The 23,118-nt window shown below is 68.6% G+C and carries 22 protein-coding genes and 3 pseudogenes; 13 read left to right on the top strand and 12 right to left on the bottom strand.

The features are described from left to right. Nucleotides 1–59: 59 nt before the first annotated feature. From HUN07_RS27685 to HUN07_RS25415, 3 genes and pseudogenes are all read left to right on the top strand, one after another. Nucleotides 60–1,112, top strand: a pseudogene (locus HUN07_RS27685) (maleylacetate reductase); the annotation flags it as partial. A 39-nt stretch (nucleotides 1,113–1,151) separates the two neighbouring features. Continuing rightward, nucleotides 1,152–1,988: a dioxygenase family protein gene (locus HUN07_RS27680; protein ID WP_302675495.1), complete on the top strand. Its 837-nt coding sequence runs from the start codon at nucleotides 1,152–1,154 to the stop codon at nucleotides 1,986–1,988. Nucleotides 1,989–2,026: 38 nt separating this feature from the next. Further along, nucleotides 2,027–3,790: an FAD-dependent oxidoreductase gene (locus HUN07_RS25415; protein WP_174913963.1), complete on the top strand. Its 1,764-nt coding sequence runs from the start codon at nucleotides 2,027–2,029 to the stop codon at nucleotides 3,788–3,790. 706 nt (nucleotides 3,791–4,496) lie between these two features. Here HUN07_RS25415 and HUN07_RS25410 read toward each other — a convergent pair. From HUN07_RS25410 to HUN07_RS27670, 4 genes and pseudogenes are all read right to left on the bottom strand, one after another. Continuing rightward, on the bottom strand, nucleotides 4,497–4,904 hold the full coding sequence (locus HUN07_RS25410; protein ID WP_174913961.1) for a DNA-binding protein: 408 nt from the start codon (nucleotides 4,902–4,904) through the stop codon (nucleotides 4,497–4,499). Nucleotides 4,905–5,002: 98 nt separating this feature from the next. Next, on the bottom strand, nucleotides 5,003–5,425 hold the full coding sequence (locus HUN07_RS25405; RefSeq protein WP_174915012.1) for a hypothetical protein: 423 nt from the start codon (nucleotides 5,423–5,425) through the stop codon (nucleotides 5,003–5,005). 143 nt (nucleotides 5,426–5,568) lie between these two features. Next, nucleotides 5,569–5,772, bottom strand: coding sequence for a hypothetical protein (locus HUN07_RS27675; protein WP_441346789.1), 204 nt, complete (start codon nucleotides 5,770–5,772; stop codon nucleotides 5,569–5,571). Between the two features lie 212 nt (nucleotides 5,773–5,984). Next, nucleotides 5,985–6,485, bottom strand: a pseudogene (locus HUN07_RS27670) (helix-turn-helix transcriptional regulator); the annotation flags it as partial. 148 nt (nucleotides 6,486–6,633) lie between these two features. Between HUN07_RS27670 and HUN07_RS25395 the strand changes: the two are divergent. From HUN07_RS25395 to HUN07_RS25380, 4 genes are all read left to right on the top strand, one after another. Beyond that, nucleotides 6,634–7,056 carry a VOC family protein gene (locus tag HUN07_RS25395; RefSeq protein ID WP_174913959.1) on the top strand — a complete coding sequence of 141 codons (423 nt, stop codon included), beginning with the start codon at nucleotides 6,634–6,636 and terminating at the stop codon, nucleotides 7,054–7,056. A gap of 54 nt (nucleotides 7,057–7,110) precedes the next feature. Then, nucleotides 7,111–7,572, top strand: coding sequence for a hypothetical protein (locus tag HUN07_RS25390; RefSeq protein WP_174913957.1), 462 nt, complete (start codon nucleotides 7,111–7,113; stop codon nucleotides 7,570–7,572). A gap of 70 nt (nucleotides 7,573–7,642) precedes the next feature. After that, on the top strand, nucleotides 7,643–8,404 hold the full coding sequence (locus HUN07_RS25385; protein WP_174913955.1) for an ABC transporter permease: 762 nt from the start codon (nucleotides 7,643–7,645) through the stop codon (nucleotides 8,402–8,404). An 89-nt stretch (nucleotides 8,405–8,493) separates the two neighbouring features. After that, nucleotides 8,494–10,209 carry an alkaline phosphatase D family protein gene (locus HUN07_RS25380; protein ID WP_254622679.1) on the top strand — a complete coding sequence of 572 codons (1,716 nt, stop codon included), beginning with the start codon at nucleotides 8,494–8,496 and terminating at the stop codon, nucleotides 10,207–10,209. A 64-nt stretch (nucleotides 10,210–10,273) separates the two neighbouring features. Here HUN07_RS25380 and HUN07_RS25375 read toward each other — a convergent pair. Further along, nucleotides 10,274–11,620: pseudogene (locus tag HUN07_RS25375) on the bottom strand (DUF222 domain-containing protein). A 60-nt stretch (nucleotides 11,621–11,680) separates the two neighbouring features. Further along, nucleotides 11,681–12,301: a class I SAM-dependent methyltransferase gene (locus HUN07_RS25370; protein WP_174913953.1), complete on the bottom strand. Its 621-nt coding sequence runs from the start codon at nucleotides 12,299–12,301 to the stop codon at nucleotides 11,681–11,683. Between the two features lie 110 nt (nucleotides 12,302–12,411). On the opposite strand from HUN07_RS25370, the gene HUN07_RS25365 reads away from it, so the two are divergent. The 3 genes from HUN07_RS25365 (at nucleotide 12,412) to HUN07_RS25355 (ending at nucleotide 14,462) form a co-directional block, all read left to right on the top strand. After that, on the top strand, nucleotides 12,412–13,017 hold the full coding sequence (locus HUN07_RS25365) for an AMIN-like domain-containing (lipo)protein (protein WP_174913951.1): 606 nt from the start codon (nucleotides 12,412–12,414) through the stop codon (nucleotides 13,015–13,017). Between the two features lie 55 nt (nucleotides 13,018–13,072). Then, the gene (locus HUN07_RS25360) at nucleotides 13,073–13,669 is read left to right on the top strand and encodes a CHAP domain-containing protein (protein WP_174913948.1); all 597 of its coding nucleotides are present in this window, start codon (nucleotides 13,073–13,075) and stop codon (nucleotides 13,667–13,669) included. Between the two features lie 73 nt (nucleotides 13,670–13,742). Beyond that, nucleotides 13,743–14,462, top strand: coding sequence for a DUF3592 domain-containing protein (locus HUN07_RS25355; protein WP_174913945.1), 720 nt, complete (start codon nucleotides 13,743–13,745; stop codon nucleotides 14,460–14,462). A 26-nt stretch (nucleotides 14,463–14,488) separates the two neighbouring features. Here the strand turns inward: HUN07_RS25355 and HUN07_RS25350 are convergent, their stop codons facing one another. From HUN07_RS25350 to HUN07_RS25340, 3 genes are read right to left on the bottom strand one after another with little or no spacing between them, the layout of a single operon-like run. Continuing rightward, nucleotides 14,489–15,040, bottom strand: a complete 552-nt coding sequence (locus HUN07_RS25350) for a hypothetical protein (RefSeq protein ID WP_254622678.1) — start codon at nucleotides 15,038–15,040, stop codon at nucleotides 14,489–14,491. Further along, nucleotides 15,037–15,846 (bottom strand): MerR family transcriptional regulator, encoded by an 810-nt coding sequence (locus HUN07_RS25345; protein ID WP_174913942.1) that lies wholly within the window; start codon nucleotides 15,844–15,846, stop codon nucleotides 15,037–15,039. Before HUN07_RS25345 ends, HUN07_RS25350 begins: the two co-directional genes overlap by 4 nt. A gap of 60 nt (nucleotides 15,847–15,906) precedes the next feature. Continuing rightward, nucleotides 15,907–17,280 carry a glutamine synthetase family protein gene (locus HUN07_RS25340; protein ID WP_174913939.1) on the bottom strand — a complete coding sequence of 458 codons (1,374 nt, stop codon included), beginning with the start codon at nucleotides 17,278–17,280 and terminating at the stop codon, nucleotides 15,907–15,909. Between the two features lie 45 nt (nucleotides 17,281–17,325). Between HUN07_RS25340 and HUN07_RS25335 the strand changes: the two genes are divergently transcribed. After that, the gene (locus HUN07_RS25335; RefSeq protein ID WP_174913936.1) at nucleotides 17,326–18,513 is read left to right on the top strand and encodes an amidohydrolase family protein; all 1,188 of its coding nucleotides are present in this window, start codon (nucleotides 17,326–17,328) and stop codon (nucleotides 18,511–18,513) included. A 139-nt stretch (nucleotides 18,514–18,652) separates the two neighbouring features. Beyond that, nucleotides 18,653–20,275: a long-chain fatty acid--CoA ligase gene (locus HUN07_RS25330; protein ID WP_114723955.1), complete on the top strand. Its 1,623-nt coding sequence runs from the start codon at nucleotides 18,653–18,655 to the stop codon at nucleotides 20,273–20,275. Here the strand turns inward: HUN07_RS25330 and HUN07_RS25325 are convergent. Further along, nucleotides 20,262–20,708, bottom strand: coding sequence for a nucleotide triphosphate diphosphatase NUDT15 (locus HUN07_RS25325; protein WP_174913934.1), 447 nt, complete (start codon nucleotides 20,706–20,708; stop codon nucleotides 20,262–20,264). The two genes, HUN07_RS25330 and HUN07_RS25325, sit on opposite strands and share 14 nt — an antisense overlap. Further along, nucleotides 20,705–21,304 (bottom strand): TIGR00730 family Rossman fold protein, encoded by a 600-nt coding sequence (locus HUN07_RS25320; protein WP_174913931.1) that lies wholly within the window; start codon nucleotides 21,302–21,304, stop codon nucleotides 20,705–20,707. Before HUN07_RS25320 ends, HUN07_RS25325 begins: the two co-directional genes overlap by 4 nt. 63 nt (nucleotides 21,305–21,367) lie before the next feature. Between HUN07_RS25320 and HUN07_RS25315 the strand changes: the two genes are divergently transcribed. After that, complete coding sequence (locus HUN07_RS25315) at nucleotides 21,368–21,958, top strand: TetR/AcrR family transcriptional regulator (protein WP_114723952.1); 591 nt, start codon at nucleotides 21,368–21,370, stop codon at nucleotides 21,956–21,958. Here the strand turns inward: HUN07_RS25315 and HUN07_RS25310 are convergent. Further along, complete coding sequence (locus HUN07_RS25310; protein ID WP_368077026.1) at nucleotides 21,929–23,086, bottom strand: YbfB/YjiJ family MFS transporter; 1,158 nt, start codon at nucleotides 23,084–23,086, stop codon at nucleotides 21,929–21,931. The genes HUN07_RS25315 and HUN07_RS25310 overlap by 30 nt on opposite strands. Between the last annotated feature and the right edge of the window lie 32 nt (nucleotides 23,087–23,118).

Below are 23,118 nucleotides of genomic sequence, written 5' to 3'. Positions count from 1 at the left end.
TCATCGACATCGGTGTGTGACTTACGCAACGTGTGACGTGGAATGTGAGAGCGGCGAATATGAAAACCTTCACCTACAACGCACAGCCGTCGCGAGTGGTGTTCGGAAGCGGTACGAGCCGAACCGTCGCTGACGAGGTTCTGCGGCTGGGGCGCAGCCGAGTGCTGCTGCTCACCGGCCATGATGTGGCCGAGCCGGCCACCGAAGTCGCTCGGGCACTCGGCGATCTGCTCGTCGCCCGTTTCGACGGGGCCGCGATGCACACCCCCACACAGGTCACCGAGGAGGCGCTGGCCTCGGCCCGCGCCCACGACGTCGACTGCGTCGTGTCGGTGGGCGGCGGATCCACGACGGGTCTGTCGAAGGCACTCGCGGTGCGGGCCGGCTACGACCAGGTGATCATCCCCACCACCTATGCCGGGTCCGAGGTCACACCGGTGCTCGGCGAGACCGAGAACGGCGTGAAGACGACCCGGTCGTCGGCGGACATCCTGCCGGAGACGGTGGTCTACGACGTGGATCTCACCGTCGGTCTGCCCCCAGCGATCACGTTGACCAGCGCGATCAACGCGATGGCGCACGCGGTAGAGGCACTGTACGCGCCGGAGGCCAATCCGGTGACCGATCAGCTCGCCCTCGAGGCGATTCGCGGGATCACGCAGGGCCTGCCGAAGGTGATGGCAGATCCGTCGGACCTCGATGGCCGCGGTGAGCTGTTGCAGGCGGCCTGGCTGTCGGGTAGCTGCCTGGCCGCGGTCGGAATGGGGGTGCATCACAAGCTCTGTCATGCACTCGGCGGCGGTTTCGATCTGCCGCACTCGCAGATGCACACGGTGATCCTTCCGTATGCGATGGCGTACAACGCGCCCGCCGCGCAGGACGTGATGCGCCGGATCGCCCAGGTGATGCGGGTGCCGGACGCCGCCGCCGGCGTCCACGACCTCGTCGCGAGCCTGGGCGGGCCGACGTCGTTGGCGGAACTCGGGTTCACCGTCGACGACATTCCGAAGGCAGCGGCTCTGGCGACGGCCCGGCCGTACCCGAATCCGCGTTCGGTCACTGTCGACGGCATTTCCGCGTTGCTGGCAGATGCGGTGGCGGGATCCCGGCCCGGCGGCGGAAACGCCTTCCCCCGTGCCGAACTCGACCGCATGTCACGCGCGGTGGTCGCCAGTTTCGCCGGCACCGAGGATCCGCGCTTGCACACCCTCATGACCGACCTTGTCCGTCGTGCGCACGATTTCGTCACGAGCAACGACCTCACGACCGCCGAATGGGAATTCGCGATCGACTTCCTCACGCGTACCGGGCAGGTCTGCTCCGATGTGCGCCAGGAGTTCATTCTGTTGTCGGACACGTTGGGGATCTCGACGATGGTCGACATCCTCACCAATTCACGTGTCCGGGAGCAGACACCGTCGGCGGTACTCGGCCCGTTCTACGTCGAGGGTCCGCCGGCCGTGCGATCCGGAGCGGATCTTGCGGAGGGGCTTCCAGGCGTCCCGATGTGGGTGGACGTGGCCGTCACCGACCCGGACGGCGCCCCGCTCCCGGATGCGATCGTCGATGTCTGGCAGTCCAACGAGGACGGCTTCTACGACGTGCAGCTGCCCGATCTCGACGGTCCGGTCCTGCGCGGTCAGTTCCGAACCGATGCCGATGGGCGGCTGCGGTTCTGGACGATCCTCCCGTGCGAGTACCCCATTCCCGACGACGGCCCGGTGGGGCAGATGCTCGATGCAGTCGGCCGGCACCCGTTCCGGGCCCCGCACGTGCACTTCATGATCAGCGCTCCCGGGCACCGCCGCCTGATCACCCAGCTCTTCCCGTCCGACGGCGCCTACCTCACCTCCGATTCGGTATTCGGGGTGAAGCACAACCTGATCGTCGACATGCCCGAACATCGGGGCCCCACCCCGGATGGCCGCGTGGTCGACGGGGCATGGCGCCGACTCGATTTCACCTTCCGCATAGCCCCCGACGCGTGACTGCGCTCCCCGTCGGATCACTACTTCCGGAGACAGACATGACCAACGACAAGACCTACGACACCGACGTTCTCGTGATCGGTAGCGGGCCGGCAGGTGGTTCGGCGGCACTGTTGCTCGCCACCTACGGTGTCGACACGATGCTGGTGAACAAGTACGGCTGGGTAGCGAACACGCCGCGTGCACACATCACCAACCAGCGCACCCTCGAGGTCCTGCGCGATCTCGGTGTGGAAGCGGAGGCGCTCGCGCAGGGCACTCCGCAGGACATGATGGGTGACACGGTGCTGTGCACGTCGCTCGCCGGCGAGGAGATCGGCCGGATCAGCACTTGGGGCGCCGGTGAGGCACATCTGTCGGAGTACTCGTCGGCCAGCCCGTGCCCGATGATCGACCTGCCGCAGACCTACATGGAGCCGATCCTGGTGACCAATGCGGCCGAGCGGGGCGCCAAGTGTCGGTTCGACACCGAATTCGTGTCCCTTGAACAGGACGCGGACGGCGTCACCGCGACGCTGCGTGACCGCTTGCGAGGTGACGAATATACTGTCCGTGCAAAGTATCTCATCGGTGCCGACGGTGCCAGGAGTGTAGTTGCCGAGCAGATCGGGCTGCCGATCGCGGGTCGTAGCGGTGTCGGTGGGTCGATGAACATCTGTTTCACCGCAGATCTGTCCCGTTACTGCGAGCACCGTCCCAGTGTCCTGTACTGGGCGATGCGCCCGGGTGCGCACATGGGCGGTATCGGTATGGGTCTGATCCGCATGGTGCGGCCGTGGAACGAGTGGCTGCTCACGTGGGGCTACGACATCGAGGGTGAGCCGCCGACGCTTGACGAGGACGAGGCCCGCCGTATCGTCCTGGACCTGCTCGGCGACGACAGCATCGACGTGCAGATCGACTCTACGTCGCTGTGGACGGTGAACCACAGCTATGCCACCGAGTACTCCCGGGGTCGCGTCTTCTGCGCAGGCGATGCCGTCCACCGTCATCCGCCGTCGAACGGGCTCGGCTCCAATACCTCGATCCAGGACTCGTTCAACCTGGCGTGGAAGTTGGCGGCGGTGATCAGGGGCGACGCCGGGCCCGCGCTGCTCGAAAGTTACAGCGCCGAACGTGCCCCGGTCGGTAAGCAGATCGTCGACCGGGCCAACCTCAGCCGCGACCAGTTCGGCCCGATCTTCGAGGCACTGGGCATCTCCGGGGGCACCGACGAGGACGGCATCGAGACGGGACTCGCGATGTGTCGCGCCGAGACAGCGGAGGGGGCGGCGCGGCGGCGCGCGCTGATCGACGCGATCGAGCTGAAGAACTACGAGTTCAATGCGCACGGTGTCGAGCTCAACCAGCGGTACGCCTCGTCCGCAACGGTGCCCGACAGCGGCGCCGAAGAGGAATGGGTCCGGGACCGAGAACTGTTCGCCAAGCCGACCACTCGGCCCGGAGCCAAATTGCCGCACGCATGGCTGGTCGACGGGGACGGGCTGCGCCGTTCGACCCTCGACGTCGTCGGGCGCGGACAGTTCTCCGTTGTCACCGGCCTGTCCGGTGGGGTGTGGGAGCGGGCCGCGGCCGCCGCGGCCGAGAAGCTCGACATCCCCATCCGGTCGGTCCGGATCGACACCCCCGGTCTGCGGGATGCGTACGGCCGGTGGGCGCGGCTGCGGGAGATCGCCGAGGACGGTGTGCTGCTGGTGCGTCCCGACGGGTACGTCGCGTGGCGTCGGAACACGTCGCCGAACGACGAAGCGACCGCCACCGCGGAGCTGACCGCGGCCCTCACCGCGGTACTCGACCGGTAGTCGGACCGACGGGAGTGGAAACCTCTCGGCTGCTCCGCTACGCATGCAGTGGCACCGAGAACGGCGACTGAGACGAAGCACCAGCTTTACGGGAGCAAAGGCGAAGACAATGTGTGGCCGTGAACCGGCCGACTCTGCGTCGATGTGCCCGAGGACCAGGTCGACGAGGCGCGTTCTGCATGGACTCGGCCGCGCGCGGGGACGTGCGTAACTTCCCGGCGTCCGATTCGGTCGATTCGGTGGATTCGTGGCTCGCCGCGAACGGCGATGCGCCGGGGCACTGCGTCGACCGGTGCTCGAGCAGCACGACCATCTGGCGCGCGATCTGCGGGTTCGGGGGGCCTCTTGTTAACGCTGTATGTCGCCGCTTTTACGCCTGGCTCACATCGCGTTTCTTTTCTGTAAGGCATTGCGGAATCTGGGGATTAGCACTTGGAACACGGTCGTCCGGTCCGTTAGACATGCAGTGGCGCCGACAACGGCGATACAAGAGAAGCAGCGCTTCAATGGAATAAGGGGTATCAAATGGGTTCTTCCACAGCGGATCTCGGTAAGGTCGCAGCCGGCGCGACGCTGATCTCGACGGTCATCGGCCTGGTCGCCGGTGTCGCCGGTGTCGCCGCATTGTTCGTCTGAACAACGCGGCACCAGCGCACCTCGGGCCCGAAGTCGTTCGTCGACTTCGGGCTCGAGCCTTGTTCGGGGGTCAGGTGCGCTTGACCAGCCTGTCGTATCGCTGCCGTGCCGCCTGTGTGCTCCCCAGTCCCAGGCCGAAAGCGATTTCTTGCCAGGTCATTCCACGTTGCCGCGCGATGTCCAGGAGCAGTGCCTCCAATTGGTCCATCTCGGCGCGGGCCTTCGGGATCAGCCCGAGTGCCGCGGTGACGTCGGCGTCGTCGATCTCCGGCTCTCCGGGGTCCGGGGTGTGGACGCCACCGGCGATCGCGGCCACGATGCGGATCGCGCCCAGCGGATCGAGCATCTCGGGGTGGGACTGCCGCGCCCGCTGCTCGGGCGTGGTGCCGTGCCTTTCGGCGATGCGGAACAGGCTGGCGTACTCGCGGTGGGCCCGCTCGCGGCTCGGGTTGGGCGGGGTGAAGGGATCTGAGGTCATACTTCGAGCGTCCGCCCCGTCCCCACCTGTTGTCAACGAATTATTGACAACAAAGTGTTCACAAGCGTCCGGTGGGTGCGATCGGGCGGCGCCGTCACCTATGGAACGTAGAAGGTTGCGAGGCCCGGGGTGGTCGTTCCGCCCACCGTGGATACGACGGTCACGGCGACCTGCCCGGTGCCGGTCTGCAGGGTCGCTGCGGGCGGGAATCCGTGGAGGCCGTCCGACAGCCGGGCGGAGCCGAACGCCCCGGTCGACAGGTTCAGCCAGTGCACGTCGGCCGAGAGCAGGCATCCCCACCGCCCGTCCTTGCCGCCGGTGATCGTCAACGTGCCGGGCTGTTCGCCGACCACGGTCGCACAGCGGATCGGGGGCACGTCGAAACTGCCGTTCGGGTTCCCGAACGGCGCCGGATCGATCTGGAACGGGACGGTCACCGCCGCGGAGGCCATGGCGACCGGCGCCAGGACCGAACCGGCCGCGACGGCCGCGCAGACGGCCAGTCGGCGAACGAGATTCATCACGGGGACCTCCTACAGTCGGGTGATCGGGCGTGGTCCCCATCCTGCACCCGGAGCGCGGTCGCTGCAGGGGGATCCTCGAGTTGGCAGGCCAGACGTTCGGTCGCGACGACGGTGGGGTGCCTGTCCGTGGCGCCGTGCAATCACGAGCCGGGCTCTGCAGCGTGCGCGTAACGCCTTGCGAGGGTGGCGAACGCAGCGGTCAGTTCGGGTGGACCGACGACGTCGATGTCGGCATCGAACCGGCCGATCGCCGCGGCCAGCGATTCCCACGACCAGGCACCGGCGACGAGTCGGCAACGTCCGCCGCCGAGATCCTCGACCGTGTCGGTGTCGACATACGGCACGATCTCTGTGCGGGTATCCCGAGGATCACCTCGCCGGTGCAGGGCCACTGGTCGGGTCCGGGCGACCCCTTGAATCTCGCGGCGACGTAGGCCCTCACGTCGCCGGCCGGTAGCTCGCGGCGGGTGAATCCGGGCCCGGTCGGGACACGGGGATGGACCCGGTCCGCGCGGAAGATCCGCCAATCGTCCTTGTCGAGGTCCCAACCCACGAGGTACCAACGCCCTGCCGCCGCCACAAGGTGGTGAGGTTCGAGCCGACGCCGCTCGAAATAACCTGCGCGAGTGGGATAGTCGAATCGCAGAACATCCTGCGCGGCGACTGCTGTGCTGAGGGAGACGAGTACGGCGGGGTCGACGTCCGCCGGCGCGCGCAACGCGATGATCGGCAGCGAATCGAGTCGATGCCGGAGCCGCGACGGCATGACCTGACGCACCGTGGACAGCGCCCGCTCCGCAGCATCGGCGACCCCGGCTCCGCTCGCCGCCACCGTCTGCAGGGCCATCGCGATGGCCACTGCCTGTTCGTCGTCGAACAGCATCGGCGGCAGCTCCGATCCGGCCTCCAACCGATACCCACCGTCCGGACCCTTGAGTGCGACGATCCGGTACCCCATCGCCCGCAGGCGATCGACGTCCCGCCGCACGGTGCGCGAACTGACCTCGAGCCGTTCGGCGAGAACCTGGCCCGGCCAGTCTCTGCGTGTCTGCAACATCGACAACAGCAGCAGCGAGCGCGAGGTGGCCGTCGACATGTCTCGAAAGTACCCGAAGTAGCGGACAGGAACTGACCGCTTCTACTGGGAGCGTTGCTGACACCACCGGTCGAGAACCGGTGGCCGACCGCTCTCGAGGAGAAACAACATGCCCGTCAACGTCACCCCCCACCTGAACTTCCGTGGCGACGCCCGCGAAGCGCTCGAGTTCTACCGATCGGTGTTCGGCGGCGAGCTGGCCGTCATCACCTACGCCGACGCGCAGAACGTCACCGACCCGGACGAATCGGATCAGGTGATGTGGGGACAGGTTCTCTCCGACAACGGCTTCCGCATCATGGCCTACGACGTGCCCTCTCACACCACGTGGGAGCCCGGCACGATCCCGTTCTTCGTTTCGATCCGTGGCACCGACGCCGAGGAGATCTCGGCCTACTGGGAGAAGCTTGCCGACGGGGCGACGATCCTGGCTCCACTGGCACCCGCACAGTGGGCTCCCCTCTACGGAATGCTCGTCGACAGCTACGGCGTCACCTGGGTTCTCGACGTCGAAGCCCAATGGAACGCCTGACGCGGCGAAACCGGCGTCCCACGGCGGGGGACCGGGGTTTGGTTGACTTGGAGCATGAACGACCTACCCGAGAAGATCGAGGTGCGGGGCACGGTGCTGGACCGCATCGGCCTCGCGGCGGAGTTCGTCTGCTGGGCTGCCGATCTGCCCGGTGACGAACCGCGAACGGTCAGCATCGTCATCGAACCGGCGGGGCCTCCTACCGATCAGGCCGTCGACTCCGCGGCGCAGGCCATCGCCGGTTTCGACGTGCTGGCAGCCGCTGCGGCGCGCTATCTCGTCGCCGAGCTCGCCGATCCGGTGTGGGAACTCGACGCGGAGGACCGTGCGCGGCTCGACGGGCCGGAGGCGCCGTTCGGCCTGCCCGAGGCAATCATCTGGTCGGACGGATCATGGATGATCCGTTTCGCCGAATGCGGCCTCGCGATAGGCGAGGAGTTCGGGATCGGCGTGCGCTTCACCGGGACGGCACCGGTCGGAATCGAGGATCTGTCCGGGTCAGCCGAGGTCCTGTGACCGCTCGGGCCGACCAGGATCGCGCGGCCGGCATTCCGCTGAGCGCCGTCTTGGTGGGAAGGTGACGACCGTGAGTACCGCGCTGGCGAACCCCGGCCTCGCGCTTGTCGTGCTGTGCGGGGTCATGGTCACGATGGCGGCCGTGGTGTACCGGTTCGCCGGTCTGGGCAATCCGCTGACGGCTCCGCGGGCCGCGGTCCGGGGTGCGCTTCAGCTCGTCGCCGTCTCCCTGATCCTGGCCGCGGCGCTGGCACACCTGTGGTCGTCGTTGCTCGTGCTCGCCGTGATGTTCGTGGCCGCCGCGGTGACGGCGGCCCGGCGTGCGCGGGCGGGGCGGTCGGCGGTGTGGTTGTCGGTGGCCCTCGCCACGGGTGTCGGCCTGGTGGTTCCGCTGATGCTCGTCAGCGGGGTCGTGCCGCTCCAGGGCGTCGCGTTGGTGCCGATCGGGGGCATCGTGCTCGGTAACGCCATGACCGCGACGGCACTCGCCGCCAAACGCGGCCTGGACGCGATCGACCAGCGATGGGGCGAGGTCGAAGCTGGGCTGAGCCTGGGGTTCAGTGTGCGGGACGCCCGCATGGAGGTGGTCGGTCCGGCGGCGTCCGACGCCCTGCTGCCGGGGCTGGATCAGACCCGCACGGTGGGTCTGGTGACACTGCCGGGGGCGTTCGTCGGTGTCCTGTTGGCGAGCGGTTCCGCGGTCCAGGCCGGCGCCGTGCAGATCCTCGTCCTCGTCGGCCTGCTCCTCGCACAGACGTGTGCGGTGGCGGTCGCGATCGAGCTGGTTGCCCGCGGGGTGGTCCACCGGCCCGGAGCCCGGCAGGTGTTCTGACGGGGCGACCGCGGCGAACAGTAGGTGAACACTCGGAGATTCGGCCGATCTGAGTTGAACATCCGTCCGAATTTCGTTGTGATCCTGTCGTGTTCGAGAATCGGGCGCCCGAGGGCGACAAGAGCGACATTCGGAGCGGTGTGAGCCGACGCGGTCTGCTGCGCGGCTCGGCGGTGCTGGCAGGTGCCGGGCTGACCGTCGCGGCGGCGGGACGCGCCGCCGCCGGGGTCCCGGCGTCGGGACCTGCGGGACCTGCGGGATTCGTGCACGGCGTGGCGTCGGGCGATCCGCTGCCCGACGGCGTCATCATCTGGACCCGCGTCACGCCGTCGGCGGCAGCGCAGCCCGGTTCGGGTGTGGGCGAGACGGTTTCGGTGACCTGGGAGGTCGCGACCGACAGCGGCTTCGGTGCCGTCGTACGTAGCGGGACCGTCACGGCCGACCCCCGGAGCGACCACACCGTGAAGGTCGACGTCGCCGGGTTGCGGCCGGGCACCACGTACTTCTATCGGTTCACCGCGGCCGGGCAGGTCTCGCCGGTGGGACGGACCCGTACCGCGCCGGCGACCGACGCCGACCTCGACCGCCTGCGGTTCGGTGTGGTGTCGTGCTCCAACTGGGAAGCCGGATATTTCGCGTCGTACCGCCTGCTCGCCGAGCGGGACGACCTCGACGCGATCCTGCACCTGGGCGACTACATCTACGAGTACGGGCGCGGCGAGTACGGCGCCAGGAACGGCTCGGTCCGCCTGCACGATCCGGCACACGAGATCGTCTCGCTCGCCGACTACCGGATCAGGCACGCGCAGTACAAGACCGATCCCGATCTGATGGCCCTGCATGCGAAGGTCCCGTTCATCGCGACGTGGGACGATCACGAGTCCGCCGACAATGCGTACGACGGCGGCGCCGAGAACCACGATCCCGCCACCGAGGGAGACTGGGGTGCCCGGAAGGCCGCGTCCACGCAGGCCTACTTCGAGTGGATGCCGGTGCGGACCAACGGAACCGATGCGGCGCTGTACCGACGATTCCGGTTCGGCGCGTTGGCCGAGCTTTCCATGCTCGATCTGCGGACCTACCGCGACGAGCAGGCGTCCTCCGGTGCGGGGTGGCGCCAGACCGACTCCCCCGACCGCACCATCACCGGCCGCGCCCAGATGGACTGGCTCACTGGCGGTATCGTCACCTCGCCCACCCGCTGGAAGCTGGTCGGCAATCCGGTGATGATCGCGCCGTGCGCGTTTCCGCCGCTCGACACCCACACCACTGCGGCCGTCACCGAGATGATCGGCCTGCCCGACGCCGGCATCCCGTTCAACACGGACCAGTGGGACGGCTACACCGCCGACCGGCGTCGTCTGTTCGATGCGATCACCGCGAACAACGTCCGTAACACGGTGTTCCTGACCGGCGACATCCACACGTCGTGGGCATGCGACCTGCCGGTGGATGCCGCGAACTACCCGGCCGCCGGCACGGTCGGCACCGAGTTCGTGGTGCCGTCGGTGACGTCACCGAACATCGACGATTCGCTGCAGGTTCCGCCGCGCACCGCGACCGTCCCGGTCGAGGAGGCGTTCAAGGCCTTCAACCGGCACGTCCGGTACGTCGAGCTCGACTCCCACGGCTACGGCGTGTTCGAGGTGAACAAGGCTGGGGCGCAAATGGACTGGTTCTACGTCAACGATCCCACCGATCCGCGCGGCACTGCGCGGCACGGGGTGAGCTACCGCGTCGCGGACGGCTCGCAGCAGGCGCATCCCGTCGGCACGCCCCTCGACCCCGCCGCATACCGTCCATAGCCTGCGCGGGAATGGCGCAGCGTTGTACTTGCCCGCGCCTGCTCTCGACGGGTGATGCGGAGAATCAGGCGGCGAGCGGCCCGGCCCGGTTGTGCGCCGGGATGGGCTTCTTGTAGGGGTCGACCGAACTCGGTGGGGTGAACCTGGGGGTACCCCCTGCACGAAGTGCTTGGGGGCGGATGCCGGTCGATGCCGATCTCGACGTCCCAGTGCGAGTGGTGCAGCAACCGGTGGTGGTAGCGGCACAGGAGTACGAGGTTGTCGAGGTCGGTGGGTCCGCCGCCGGCCCAGTGCTGGACGTGGTGGCCTTCGCAGTGGGCGGGTGGTGCGCCGCATCCGGGGAAGGCGCAGCCGTTGTCGCGGGCGGCGAGGGCTCGGCGTTGTTTCTTGGGCACGGTGCGGGTGGTGCGGCCGAGGTCGAGCGGTACCCCGTCGTCCATGAGGACGGGTGTGAGGGTGCAGTCGCAGGCGATGCGGCGGGCGGTTGCGATGGTGAGCGGCCCCATCCACGGCATCCAGGCGACGTCCTTGTCTCCCAACGTGTCCGCGTGATCGGCGGGCGTGCTGCTGCCTGTGTCGGCGTGGTCGTCAGTGTTCGGCTCGGTGCGGGCGAGGTCGCGGGCGTTCACGTGTAGTGACAGGTGTGGCCGTTGTCCGCCTTCGATGGGGGCGTCGCCGGAGTTGAGGTAGTGGCGCAGGATGTCGGTGAATGCTTCGGCGCGTCGTTGTCCGGGAGTGCGGGTGGACGCCGAGTCGTCGACCGGATTCCTCGGTTTGGTGAGTGCCGAGAGTGCGGTGAGGAGCATTTCGCCTGTGGCGGAGTCGAAGTCGCCTTTGACGGCGACGCGCCCGTTGAGGGTTTTGGAGGCGTGGAGTTCGTTGCGGTCGGTGTCTTCGCTGGCGGGCAGGTCGTCGGATTCGAAGATCCGCTCGAGTTTGGCGATGGCCCCACGGACGGTGTCGGTGGCGGCGGGTCCGGTGGCGCAGTCGAGCAGCACGTTTCGGCAGGAGTCGAGGGCTTCGTCGGGCATGCCGCGGGGCGGGCGCTCGCAGAATTTGGCGATCAAACCGGCGTGGTCGGCGGAGATGCGCAGATTGTCGTAGGCGTCGGCGATCTCGGGTTGGCGTCGGAGGGCTGTGCCGAGGGCGAGGATCCGGGCGGCGGCGGGTACTACGAGGAGGGTCGTCGATGCGAGCCAGAGTTTGACGCTGCGGAAGCCGAGGGCGTCGAACGAGATTACGCGCTCGTCGATTTCGGCGACCGCGGCGACGTGGAGGGTTTCGAGGCGTTCGATCTCGCGGGAAATGTCGACCAGGCGGCGAGGAGCTCGGATTCGGGGAGCGCGCGCACGTCGTCGGCGTGCAGCGGTAAGGCTGCTGCGCCTGGTTCGATGATTCCCCCCGGATTCATGCTGCAAGTTTGGTTCGAACATATCTTCGAGTCAATGGATTGGTCGCCGAGACTCGAGCCTCAGCGTCGTCGCGCGACCAGGTGCACCTCGGGGAATCGATGGTTCGCATCCGGCCTGCTGATCGTCCGCCACACCTCGTCGAAGCCGGCGTCGGCAAGCGCAGCGGCGAGGCGGTCCGGATGCCAGAGCCAGGCCGGTGCCACGGCATGGTCGAACTCGATCACCTCGCCCACGGCATCGGTGGTCTGGCCTGCAACCGCGACGAATGCACCCGGGGCCACCAGTGCGGACCAGTGATGCAGTACTGCAGAGACTTCCGCGGGTGGGACATGGATCAGGCTGAACCTCGCCAGAATGGCTCGGACGGCTACGCCGGCGAGTTCCTCGGCGGCCAGGTGCGCGTCACCGTAGACGAATCGGAGGTGCGGATAGCTGCGTCGGGCGATTCCGAGCATCGCGACGCTCGGATCGATGCCGAGCACGTCGAGTCCCTTGCTCGCGAGGTCCGCGGCGACATCGCCGGGACCGCACCCGACATCCAACACCGCGCCCTCGCCTGGACTGTCATGCACGAGATCCGCGAACGCTGCGATGACCTGACGCTCGAGTGGCGTCAGGTACGGAGATGGAAACGTCTCGGCGTAGAGATTCGCCATGACGTCGTATCCCGGCTGATCCATGCCTCGAAGTGTCTCAGACGATCGTGTCCTGCGACGTAGAGTCGACGCGGGCGGGGTAGTCAGGCGAGGGGGAGTTCGTGTCGAGGGTGAAGTCTGCGACCATCGGAGCAGTGGCAGGTGCGATCATGTTGGCGGGCTGTGGCGCCGATTCGGGATCGCCACAATCGGATTCGCTGCCCGCACCGCCAGCTACGTCCACTCCCGCCGACCGCACCGGCAGGATCCAGTTCGGCGCGACTCCTCTACCCCCGGCGACGCTCGAGCCCCCCGTGCCCGCCGTGCCCGCCACCGACGTCCCGTCGCCCGACGGTGGTGGTCCCACTGCGGCAGTGGACGACGTGCGGATCGAGATCGACGCCGACACCGGCATCGAGAGGGTTGTCTATCTGTTCGACGGTTCCGGTGTTCCCTTCTGGAAGGCGGGATATGTCGCCGAGGCGGTCCCCTACGGCGGCGGTCCGACCCTGCCGGTCACGGGACGGGCGATCATGCAGGTCGACATCATGGGTACCGCGCTGCCCGCGCGCCGCCTCTACGACACCGCAACTCCCTTGGTGGGACCGGACCGGTCCCGCGTAACCCAACTCTTCCTGCTGCCCGACACACGAGACGTGAACGGAACCACCCAGTCCTTCATCGGTCTTCGCGCCGAGCCTGCGCAGTTCGAAATTGTGACCGTCGAGGATCCGCCCCAGCTGATCATCGAGTTCCGCTGACCCGTTCGGGTGCCGCCACCCGAGCACCGTCTCGTTTCCAGCTACATTCGAGGGCATGAGCGCACAGCCCGTCGCCCGTCGTCGTCGCCTCGCCGTGTGGAGCGCATCCGTGATCGCGGTGCTGGTGCTGGCGGCGGGCGCGGTGCTGTGGTGGGCGCCCGATCGGTACCTGCCGTGGGACACCGCGGCCTTCCCGGACGTCGACACCGCGACGCTGACTCCCACACAGGCCAAGGTGGTCGACCTCCTCGAGGCCGAGCACCGCGAGCAGCGGCCCGGCACCTTCTATTCCGACGGCGCGAAGGAGCCGTGGTGCGCCAACTTCGTCAGCTGGATCATGCGCGAGGCGGGGGAGCCGCTGTCGAATCCGAACTCCGGGTCGTGGCGGATCCCGGGCGTCTACACGCTCCAGGAGTATTACGAGGCCGAGGGACGGTTCGAGCCGATGGGCAACGGCTACCGCCCCAAGACCGGTGACGTGGTGTTGTACAACAACGAGTTCCGGATCGGTCAGCACACCAACTTCGTCGTCGCTGTCGACGGCGACGACGCCACCACCGTCGGTGGCAACGAACTCGGCAAGATCCGGGTCCACGACCTCGATTGGGAATCCGATTCCGCCGTTGTCGGTTTCGGTCGACTCGATTCCTGATCACGCCGGGCAGAGGCGACCGCTTATGCTCGCTGTAGGAGCACGCCATCCAGTGGCGTGAGGGGGAGTTTCGATGAGCACGATCGATCCGATTGCCGCCAGACGCGCGCGACTGAACCGTCCACCGGGTGTGGGGCGGGTCTCGCTTGCCCTGATGCTGCTGTTCGCCGGGGGCGCGGGTATGGGGTACGGCTGGCCGAGGATGTTCGGCGGTGGCATGGAGCCGGAGTCCTTCGATCCGCCTGCGCTCGCGTTCGTCGGGGCCCTCGCCGGTCTGCCGCTGGCGATCGCCGGGTTCATCCTCTGGGCGTCGATCGCCCTCAAGGCCCGCCATCTCGGACTGCTCTACGGTATCGCCGCCTGGTGGACCGGTGCCGGCATCGGCGTGATCACCGCCGGGCGGCAGATCGGTGACAGCCCGATCGTGACCGGCATCGGATACGGCTGCCTCGTGATAGCGGCGATCTGTCTGATCGGTGGACTGAACGCAGCGCGCGGACGGCGGGCCCGACGCGCCGGCGACCACCAGACCAAACGCACCGGCACGGTCACCACGGCGATCGTCAGCGACAAGGGATACAGCGTCTTTCGGGAGAGTGACCGGATCTTCACCGCGGTGACGTTCTCGTTCACCGACAGCGGGAACACCCAGCGATGGGTGCAGCGGCGGATGGTCGTCCATGCCGCCACCCCCGTTGTCGACGGCCAGCAGACCCGACTCTGGTACGACCCCGCCGACCCCGGCAACGACAAGAAGATCGTCGTCGAGCTGGCGGACGAGTGGTCGCTCTGAACTCCTTGTGAGGAGAAGGGTTTTCGTCAGCACCTCATGCTCAGTCGGGCGCACAGATCCCTCGGCGCGTCGACGTACAGGCTCACCCCGGTGACCAGGGACGACTCGAGTTGCGCAGTGGCCGTGAGCTTGTCGACGGGGACCGGCACGTCGAAGTCGATGTCGACGACGGTTCCGTCCGGACCCGGCAGATAGAGCCGGCCGTGGTGGATGCCGGGGGAGGTGTGCTCGAACCGCCGGCTGGGGAGGGCCCGGGCGATCCGACCCCGATCGACGGACAGGATCGTCGCCCGGCCTGACCGCAGGATGAGCTTCTGGGCGGTCACCAGGTGCGGATGGACGGCGCGGGTCGCGAGCCAGCCCGCCGCAGCGGCGACGGACGCGACGGTGAGTACGAGGAGCGCCACCCGCAGCCACTGCCACGGCACGAGCAGGTGCACGGCCGTGGCCTCGACGCCGGTGGCGATGAGAAACGCCACCGGGATGCCCAGCGTGCCAGCGGTGTACCCGAATGTGGAGACGCCGTCGCCGGCTCCGTCGACTCGTCCGCGGCACCACAACCACAGCGACCGGATCACGGCGAGACCTCGGGCACGATGCCGAGTCGCTGCAACAGGAGGGTGAAAACGGCGCCCTGGGCCTGATCGGGGACGAGGTCCGTGACGGACACCGTGGATCCGTCCAGGGACGGGACCGCGGATTTCCACTGTTCGAGGATGCCCGCCTCCGCCAGCACCGGCCGAATCGTGTTTTCCGTTGCCTCGACGAGTGATTCGATCTCGCTCGTGCAGTGGGCCGGATCGTGGCCCCTCAGGGCGGCGAACCGCCGGTACAGGTTCACGATCCGGTCCCTCGCGCGCTCGTCGGCGAGTTGACGCGCGGCGGAGTCGAAGAACGCCTGGGGGGCCGCCCCGGAGATCGCCACCAATTCGAACGCGTCGCGCTCCCGTTCGAACTCGGCCCGCACGGCGGGATCGGACTCGGTACCGATCAGACCGGCGAAGATCAGCGCCAGGCCCGGCGGAAGCGGGGAGACCGGTCGTCCGGCCCGATGGGCGGCGAGCATTTCCTGCAAACGGCTGCTTTTGGTTGCCAATACCTGGCGTTCCGCCTCGATGGAGTCGATCAACGCGGTCAGGTCCAACTCGAGGTCGTCGGCCGCCGCTTCGTCGGTCGTGGCGGACACGATCGACGACACCGAGCCCAATGGCACCCCCGCACTCGCGAGCCACCGCACCCGCATGAGCCGGACGAGGTCCGCGAGGTCGTACTCGCGATACCCGTTCGCCAGCCTCCGGGGCTCGTCGAGCAGGCCGAGTCGGTGGTAGTGCCGGACCGTGCGCGGTGTGGTTCCTGCCGCCTGTGCGATGTCGCTGATGCGCATGAGACCAGCATCAACTATGACGCTACGTCAGGGTCAAGACCAGGCCGCGGTGGGCGTCCGTCAGAACGCCCACCGGAGCGCCGCGGCGATGTCCTCGTCCGTCGCGCCGCTGAACTGCTCGATTTCGGCGCGGTGCACGTCGACGATGGTGCCGGCGAGTTCGGTGCCGAATGCGTGGGTCAGCAGCGTGTCGGCCTCGAACGCATCGGTGGATTCGGCGAGCGATGCTGGGAGACGACGGATTCCGCGTGCCTCTCGTTCCTCCTCGGACAGCGATGCCGGGTCGACGTCCACGAGTGCGGGCAGGCGCAGGCCCGCGCGGACGCCCCACATCCCGGCGAACAGCAGGCCGGCCATGCACAGGTACGGGTTGGCGGACTGGTCGAGGACCTTCACCTCGAGATTCGCCGCGCGGTCCTCGTCGCCGGTGCTGCCGGTGATCAAACGCACTGCAGCCTCACGGTTCTCGTGCCCGCACACCTGGAACGGCGCCGCCCACGCACCCGGCACCAGCCGCAGATAGCTCGCGACGGACGGCGCCCCGACGGCCAGCAGCGCCGGCAACCGTTCCAGGATTCCCGCCGCGAACGACTCTGCGGTGTCGGTGATCCCGCACGGCCCGTCGCCTCCGCTGTGCAGGTTGATCCCCTCCCGCCGCAGCGACAGGTGCACGTGTCCGCCGTTGCCGACGCCCGCGGCCTCGACCTTGGGGGAGAAGGACGCCCGCAGGCCGTGTCGTGTGGTCACCGCGCGGATGGTCTCGCGCACCAGTACGAAGGTGTCCGCGGCGCCGAGCGGATCCTCGGCGGCCACCGACACCTCGAACTGTCCCGGCGCGTACTCGGGATGGATCTGCTCCACCCGCACGTCCTGCTCGCGCAGCGCGGACAGCACGTCGGCGAGATACCCGGACCGCTCCACGAGCCGGGCGAACCCGTACGCGGGCCCGCGGGTGGCGGGCACGAAATCGTTCTCGTCTTGCCCGATCACCCATTCGATCTCGAATGCGGCTCTGGCCGTCAGATCGTCCTCGACGAGCTGGGCGACGGCGCGGCGAAGCAGGCCGCGCGAGTCCTGGGGATGCAGGTCGCCGTCCTGCGTGTACCGGTCGACGGGTGCCCACGCCCATCCCGGCAGCGCGGTCAGCACCGTGACCCGGTCCAGGTCGGGCAGCAGGCGCAGATCGCCCACCGGGCCGCCGGCGAAGCGTCCGGCGACGATGGTGTCGTCCGGGGTGAACGCGTCGAACACGGGGGAGGCACCCACACCCCATGTCGCGGCCCGTTCGAACCGCTCGACGGGCACCGCCTTCATCCGGTTGACGCCGCTGTTGTCGACCCAGGTCAGGGCGACGCCGACGACGCCGCGCGCGGTGAGCCGCCGAGTCAGCCGCGCGGCCTCGAGAGCCCGTCGGTCACGTTCGTGCCGATCCATCGCATCTCCCTCGCGCCGGGCCTGATCAGCGGCACAATGGCGTAGATGGCGCCGTTCCCAGACGATACGCCGGGACCGCCCGGCGAGAACCCGATTGCGGAGCTGGTCGACAGGATTGCCCTCGTCGACCATCACTGCCACGGGATCGTGCGCGATCCACTCGACCGTCCCGCCTTCGAGGCGCTGCTGTGCGAGGCGACCGCGCCCGGTCCGTGGCACGGCAGCCTCTTCGACACCCAGGTCGGGTTCGCGGTGCGGCGGCTGTGCGCGCCCGCGCTGGGCCTGGAGTCGCACGTCGCACCCGACGACTACCTCGAGCGTCGTGCCGAACTCGGTGCCGACGAGGCGGCCCGGCGGCTGCTGCGCGCGGCCGGGATCGCCGAGTACCTCGTCGACACCGGGTTTCGGCCCGAGAGCCTGACAACGCCCCACGAGTTGGCCGCGTACACCGGCGGGGCCGCGCACGAGGTGGTGCGCCTGGAATCACTGGCCGAGCGCGTGATCGTCGAGCACGGCCCGCCCGACTTCGCGGACCGGTTCCGCGAACAGGTTCGCAGTGCTGCGGGGTCCGCCGTCGCGTTCAAGACGATCGCCGCCTATCGGGTGGGGCTCGATCTGCCGCCCGAACACCCCTCCGACGCGGCGGTCTTCACGGCCGCGGTGCGGTGGGCGGCGGACATCGACGGCGGCGCGCCGGCGCGACTGGTCGACGGGACGCTCGCCCGGTTCCTCATCTGGACGGCGGTCGACGCCGGGCTGCCGATCCAGTTCCATGTCGGGTACGGCGACGCCGACACCGACCTCGCCCGCGCCGACCCGCTGCTGCTCATGCCGCTGCTGCGCGCCACCGCGGACCGCGGCGTGCCGATCATGCTGCTGCACAACTACCCGTTCCACCGACACGCCGGTTACCTCGCGCAGGTGTTCGACCACGTCTTCGTCGACGTCGGCCTCGCGGTGCAGAACGTCGGAGCCCGCGGTGCGACGAGGATCCTCGCCGAGCTGCTCGAGCTGGCACCGTTCGGGTCGGTGCTGTTCTCCACCGACGGTTGCGGCCTGCCCGAGTTGTTCCATGTGAGCGCGGTGCTGTTCCGTCGGGCGTTGGGGAATGTGCTCGAGGATGCGGTGGCGCAGGAGCATTGGAAGGCCGAGGATGCGGAGCGGATCGCCCGGATGATCGCCCGGGACAACGCGCGGCGCGCCTATCGACTCGGGTCCCGACCCATCGGTTGATGCAGGTCGGCCGTTGGTCAAGTGACCGATTGGTTCGAAACGCCGAGGTGGGGGGAGGGTGACCCAGGTCTCCCTCGTGGCGTAGTTTCGGCGCACAATGACCTCGCCACACCGGCACGCATCGATCCAGGAGCCGTCCATGCTGAGCACGATGAACGATCTGCCTCTGTCCATTGCGCAGTTGCTGCGGTACGGGAGCACCGTCCATGCGGACGCCGAGGTGATCACCTGGACGGAGGCCGGGCCGCGCCGTCGCACATATGCCGAGGTGGGGCGGCGGTGTGCCGCGCTGGCGCACGCGCTGCGCGGACTGGGAGTCGAGGGCGACGACCGGGTCGCGACGTTCATGTGGAACAACGCCGAGCATCTCGAGGCGTACCTCGCGGTCCCGTCGATGGGCGCGGTGCTGCACACCCTGAACATCCGGCTGTTCCCGGAGCAGTTGGTGCACGTCGCCAACCACGCCGAGGATCGGGTGATCATCGTCGACGCGACGTTGATCCCGCTGCTCGCGCCGCAGTTGTCGCAGCTGAAGACGGTGGAACACATCGTCGTCACCGGTGATTCGACGGTCGGATTGGAGGCACCTGAGGGGATGCAGGTGCACACCTACGAGGGTCTGATCGCGGGCCTGCCGACCGAGTACGACTGGCCGGAGCTCGACGAACGGTCCGCTGCGGCAATGTGTTACACGTCGGGTACCACCGGCGACCCGAAGGGCGTCGTGTACTCGCACCGGTCGATCTACCTGCATTCGATGCAGGTGTGCATGAGCGACGGTCCCAACCTGAAGCAGGGTGACCGTGCCCTGGCGGTGGTGCCGCAGTTCCACGCGATGTCGTGGGGTCTGCCGTACGCGGCATTCATGATCGGCGCATCGCTGATCATGCCCGACCGCTTCCTGCAGCCCGCGCCACTGGCCGAGCTGATCGCGTCGGAGAAGCCGACGTTCGCCGCCGCGGTGCCGACGATCTGGCAGGGCCTGCACCTGTACCTCGAGCAGCATCCGCAGGACATCTCGTCGATGCGGGAGGTGCTGATCGGCGGCGCCGCGGTGCCGCCGGCGCTGATGCATGCCTTCGAGGACGAACACCAGGTGTCGGTGCTGCACGCGTGGGGCATGACCGAGACCTCCCCGGTGGGCTCCGTGGGCCGCCCGCCGGCCGAGGCTACCGGCGATCAGCGTTGGAAGTACCGCTACACGCAGGGCCGGTTCCCGGCGTCCGTGGAGGCCCGCCTGATCGACGACGACGGCAACCGGGTGCCGCACGACGGCCGCAGCATCGGTGAGCTCGAGGTCCGGGGTCCGTGGATCACGTCGTCGTACTACGGCGTCGACGCTCCCGACAAGTTCCGGGACGGCTGGCTGCGCACCGGGGACGTCGGTTCCATCACGGCGGACGGGTATCTGACGCTGTCGGACCGGACGAAGGACATCATCAAGTCCGGCGGCGAGTGGATCTCCTCGGTGGATCTCGAGAACGCCGTCATGGGTCACCCGGCCGTGGCCGAGGCGGCGGTGATCGGTGTGCCGGACGAGAAGTGGGACGAGCGTCCGCTGGTGGCGGTGGTGCTCCGTGAGGGCAGCGAGGCCACGCTGGATCAGCTGCGGGACTTCCTGGCGGACAAGGTCGCCAAGTGGCAGCTGCCCGAGAACTGGGCGGTGATCCAGGAGGTGCCCAAGACCAGTGTCGGCAAGTTCGACAAGAAGCGGCTGCGCGCCGACTTCCACGACGGAAGCCTCGACGTCACCCGGCTGTGACGCGAAGGACCTGCCACGCCGGATCCGGCTCCGCCCCGGTCCACGCGCGCAGCAGCGCGTCGCTCGCGGGAAAGAGCGGGCGGGGCAGGTCCGTCGGGTCGACCCAGACCCATTCCGGAAAGATGTGCGGCTCACCGGGTCCGGTCGGCACTCCGCCGCTGCGCGCGTGCACGCCGAACACGACACCGCCACCAGCCGAGCCGGTGTCCACGACGGCCACGAACCCCGCGGCGTTCGTCGTATCGGAGAGGCCGGATTCCTCGAGGCACTCGCGGCGAGCCGCCGCCTCGACCGTCTCGCCCGGTTCGAGGTGGCCGCCCGGCAGGCACCACGTCTCGGGTTCGGTGGGTTTGACTCTGCGACCCAAGAGGATTTGCCCGTCGGCGCGCTCCACGACGATGCCGACCCCGACCTTGGGGCGTTCGGCGGTCATGCGGGCTCGAGGTCCGTGTCGGTCGGGCCGCTGGTTGTAGTCCACTTCGGCACCGGCGGAGCCCACCCCGTCATCGCGGCGCGCACTGCGTCGAGATCACCGGCGATCTGCAGCGCATCCCGCTGGTGTGCGCCGACGAATCCGGTGTCGACGAGATGATCGATCAGTGCGACGAGCGGCTGCCAGAAGCCTCCGGTGTCGAGCAGGAACACCGGCTTGGTGTGCAGCCCGAGTTGCTGCCACGTCCAGATCTCGAAGAACTCGTCGAGCGTCCCGGCGCCGCCCGGCAGGACCACGAACGCATCCGCGAGCGCGGCCATGCGCTGTTTGCGCGCGTGCATCGACTCGACGACCTCGAGGGACGTCAACCGGGGATGAGCGATCTCCTTGTCCGCGAGATGCCGTGGAATCACGCCGATGGCCTCCCCGCCGCCGGCGACGACCGCGTCGGCCACGGCGCCCATCAGCCCGACCCGGCCGCCGCCGTAGACCAGGCCGATCCCGGCCGCGGCCAGGTCGGTCCCGAAGGCGCTCGCCGTCCGGAGGTGGGCCGGGTCGTGGCCGGTGGCCGATCCCATGAACGCGGTGATCCTCATAGCTTCCAATCCTGAATGCAACGCGACGTTGCGTTGCACTCTACCTCGTGACAGGGTGTGGGAGTGCCGGTAACCACACCCGCTGCGGGCCGGAGCGGCCCCCGCAAGCGTCACCTCGTGCTGCAGACCGTCGTCGACGAACTCACGACGACGTCGTACGCGCAGTTGACGGTCGAGCGCATCGCGGAGGCGAGCGGGGTGCACAAGACCACGCTGTATCGGTGGTGGTCCGGCAAACCGGAACTGGTCGCCGACGCCCTCGCGACGCTGATGGACACCGGGCCGGTGCCCGACACCGGCAACACCCGTTCCGATCTCGTGGCGTGGCTGACCGGGACCGTGCGCAACTACGCCGGATCGCCCCTCGGTACCGCGATGCCGGCACTCGTCAGCGATCTGGCGTCGACGCCCGAGGGACTCGACGCCTTCCGCACCGCATTCCTGGCCGAACGCCGCGCCAACTGTGCCGCGGTGATCGAGAGGGGAGTGGCGCGCGGCGACCTGCCGGCCGATCTCGACGTCGACCTGTTCATGGACGCGCTTGCCGGCGCGGTGTTCTACCGTCAGGTGGTCACCGGCGGCCTCGTCGACGCCGACACCGCGGAGCGGGTGGTGGATCTGCTGCTACCGGCGTCGGGTCGCACCCGCCAGTAGCGCGGCCACGACGAGAACGGCGGCGGCACAGACGAACGCCGCCCGGAATCCGTCACCCAGCATCGGGGTCACCGCGAGCGGTCCGAGAATCTGCCCGAGCCCGTACACCGCCGTCAACGCCGCCGCGGCGCGTGGAATGCCCAGTCCGAGCGCCGAATCCATAGCGAGCAGGGTGATGCCCATGAAGGTCCCGCCGAACAGGATCGCGGCGATCAGGGCGGCCACCGGACCGGCGACCAGTGCGGGAAGCAGTGCGGAGAAGGCCTGCAGCACAAGTGCCAGCGCGAGCAGCGACTCCGCGGACCAGCGGCGCAGCGCCTTCGCCCACAACAGTGGAGACGGGATCGCGGCGAGCCCGACCATCACCCATGCCGCCGGGCCCGTCCACTGCGCACCCCCGGCGGAGACCGCCGCGACCAGGAACGTACCGAGGATGATGTAGCCCAGGCCCTCGAGGAAGTAACAGGCGCCGAGTGTCCACCAGCGCGTCGAAGGTGACGCGCGCATCCGAGATCGGTTGTGGGCCAGTGGGGAAGAAGATCCGGGTGGCAGGCTCCAGGCGATCGCGGCGTAGCCGGCCGTCATCGCGGCAGCGGCGGCCCAGAGCGCGTTCCACGACACGACCGGTCCGAGAACCATCACGAGGATGCCCGACGTCGCGATGCCGACCCCGACGCCGGTGAACGTCACGCCCGCCGACGGATGGCCGACCACCGCCGTGGCGCAGTACACGAAGACGGCGGCGCTGGCGATGCCGGCCACGACGCGCGCCGCGAGCCACAGGCGGACGTCCGTGCCGATGATCATCACGAGTTCGCTCGCGATCAGGGCGAGGATCGACGAGCGGAAGAGGGCCCGCGAGTGCGCGCCGGACGGGTGGGCGGCCAGTGCGATCGCGCCCAGGAAGTACCCGAGGTAGTTGGCGGTCGCGACCAGCGCGGTATCGGACGGCGCGAGCCCGGTCTGCTCCTGCATGAGCGGGAGCAGCGGGGTGTACACGAATCGGCCGACACCCATCGCCGCGGCGAGTCCGGCGGCGGCGCGCACCACCGTCGCGCGGGCGTGCCGGGGCGGAGCCCCCGTGTCGGTCCGGGTCGGCAGGTTCACGTGGTCCCCCTTCGTCGTCACGACGTTATGCGCGGCCGCCGGGCGTACGGAAA

The sequence above is a fragment of the Rhodococcus sp. W8901 genome, assembly GCF_013348805.1.
Lineage (GTDB): Bacteria > Actinomycetota > Actinomycetes > Mycobacteriales > Mycobacteriaceae > Prescottella.
This window is presented reverse-complemented; position numbering and strand designations above follow the sequence as displayed.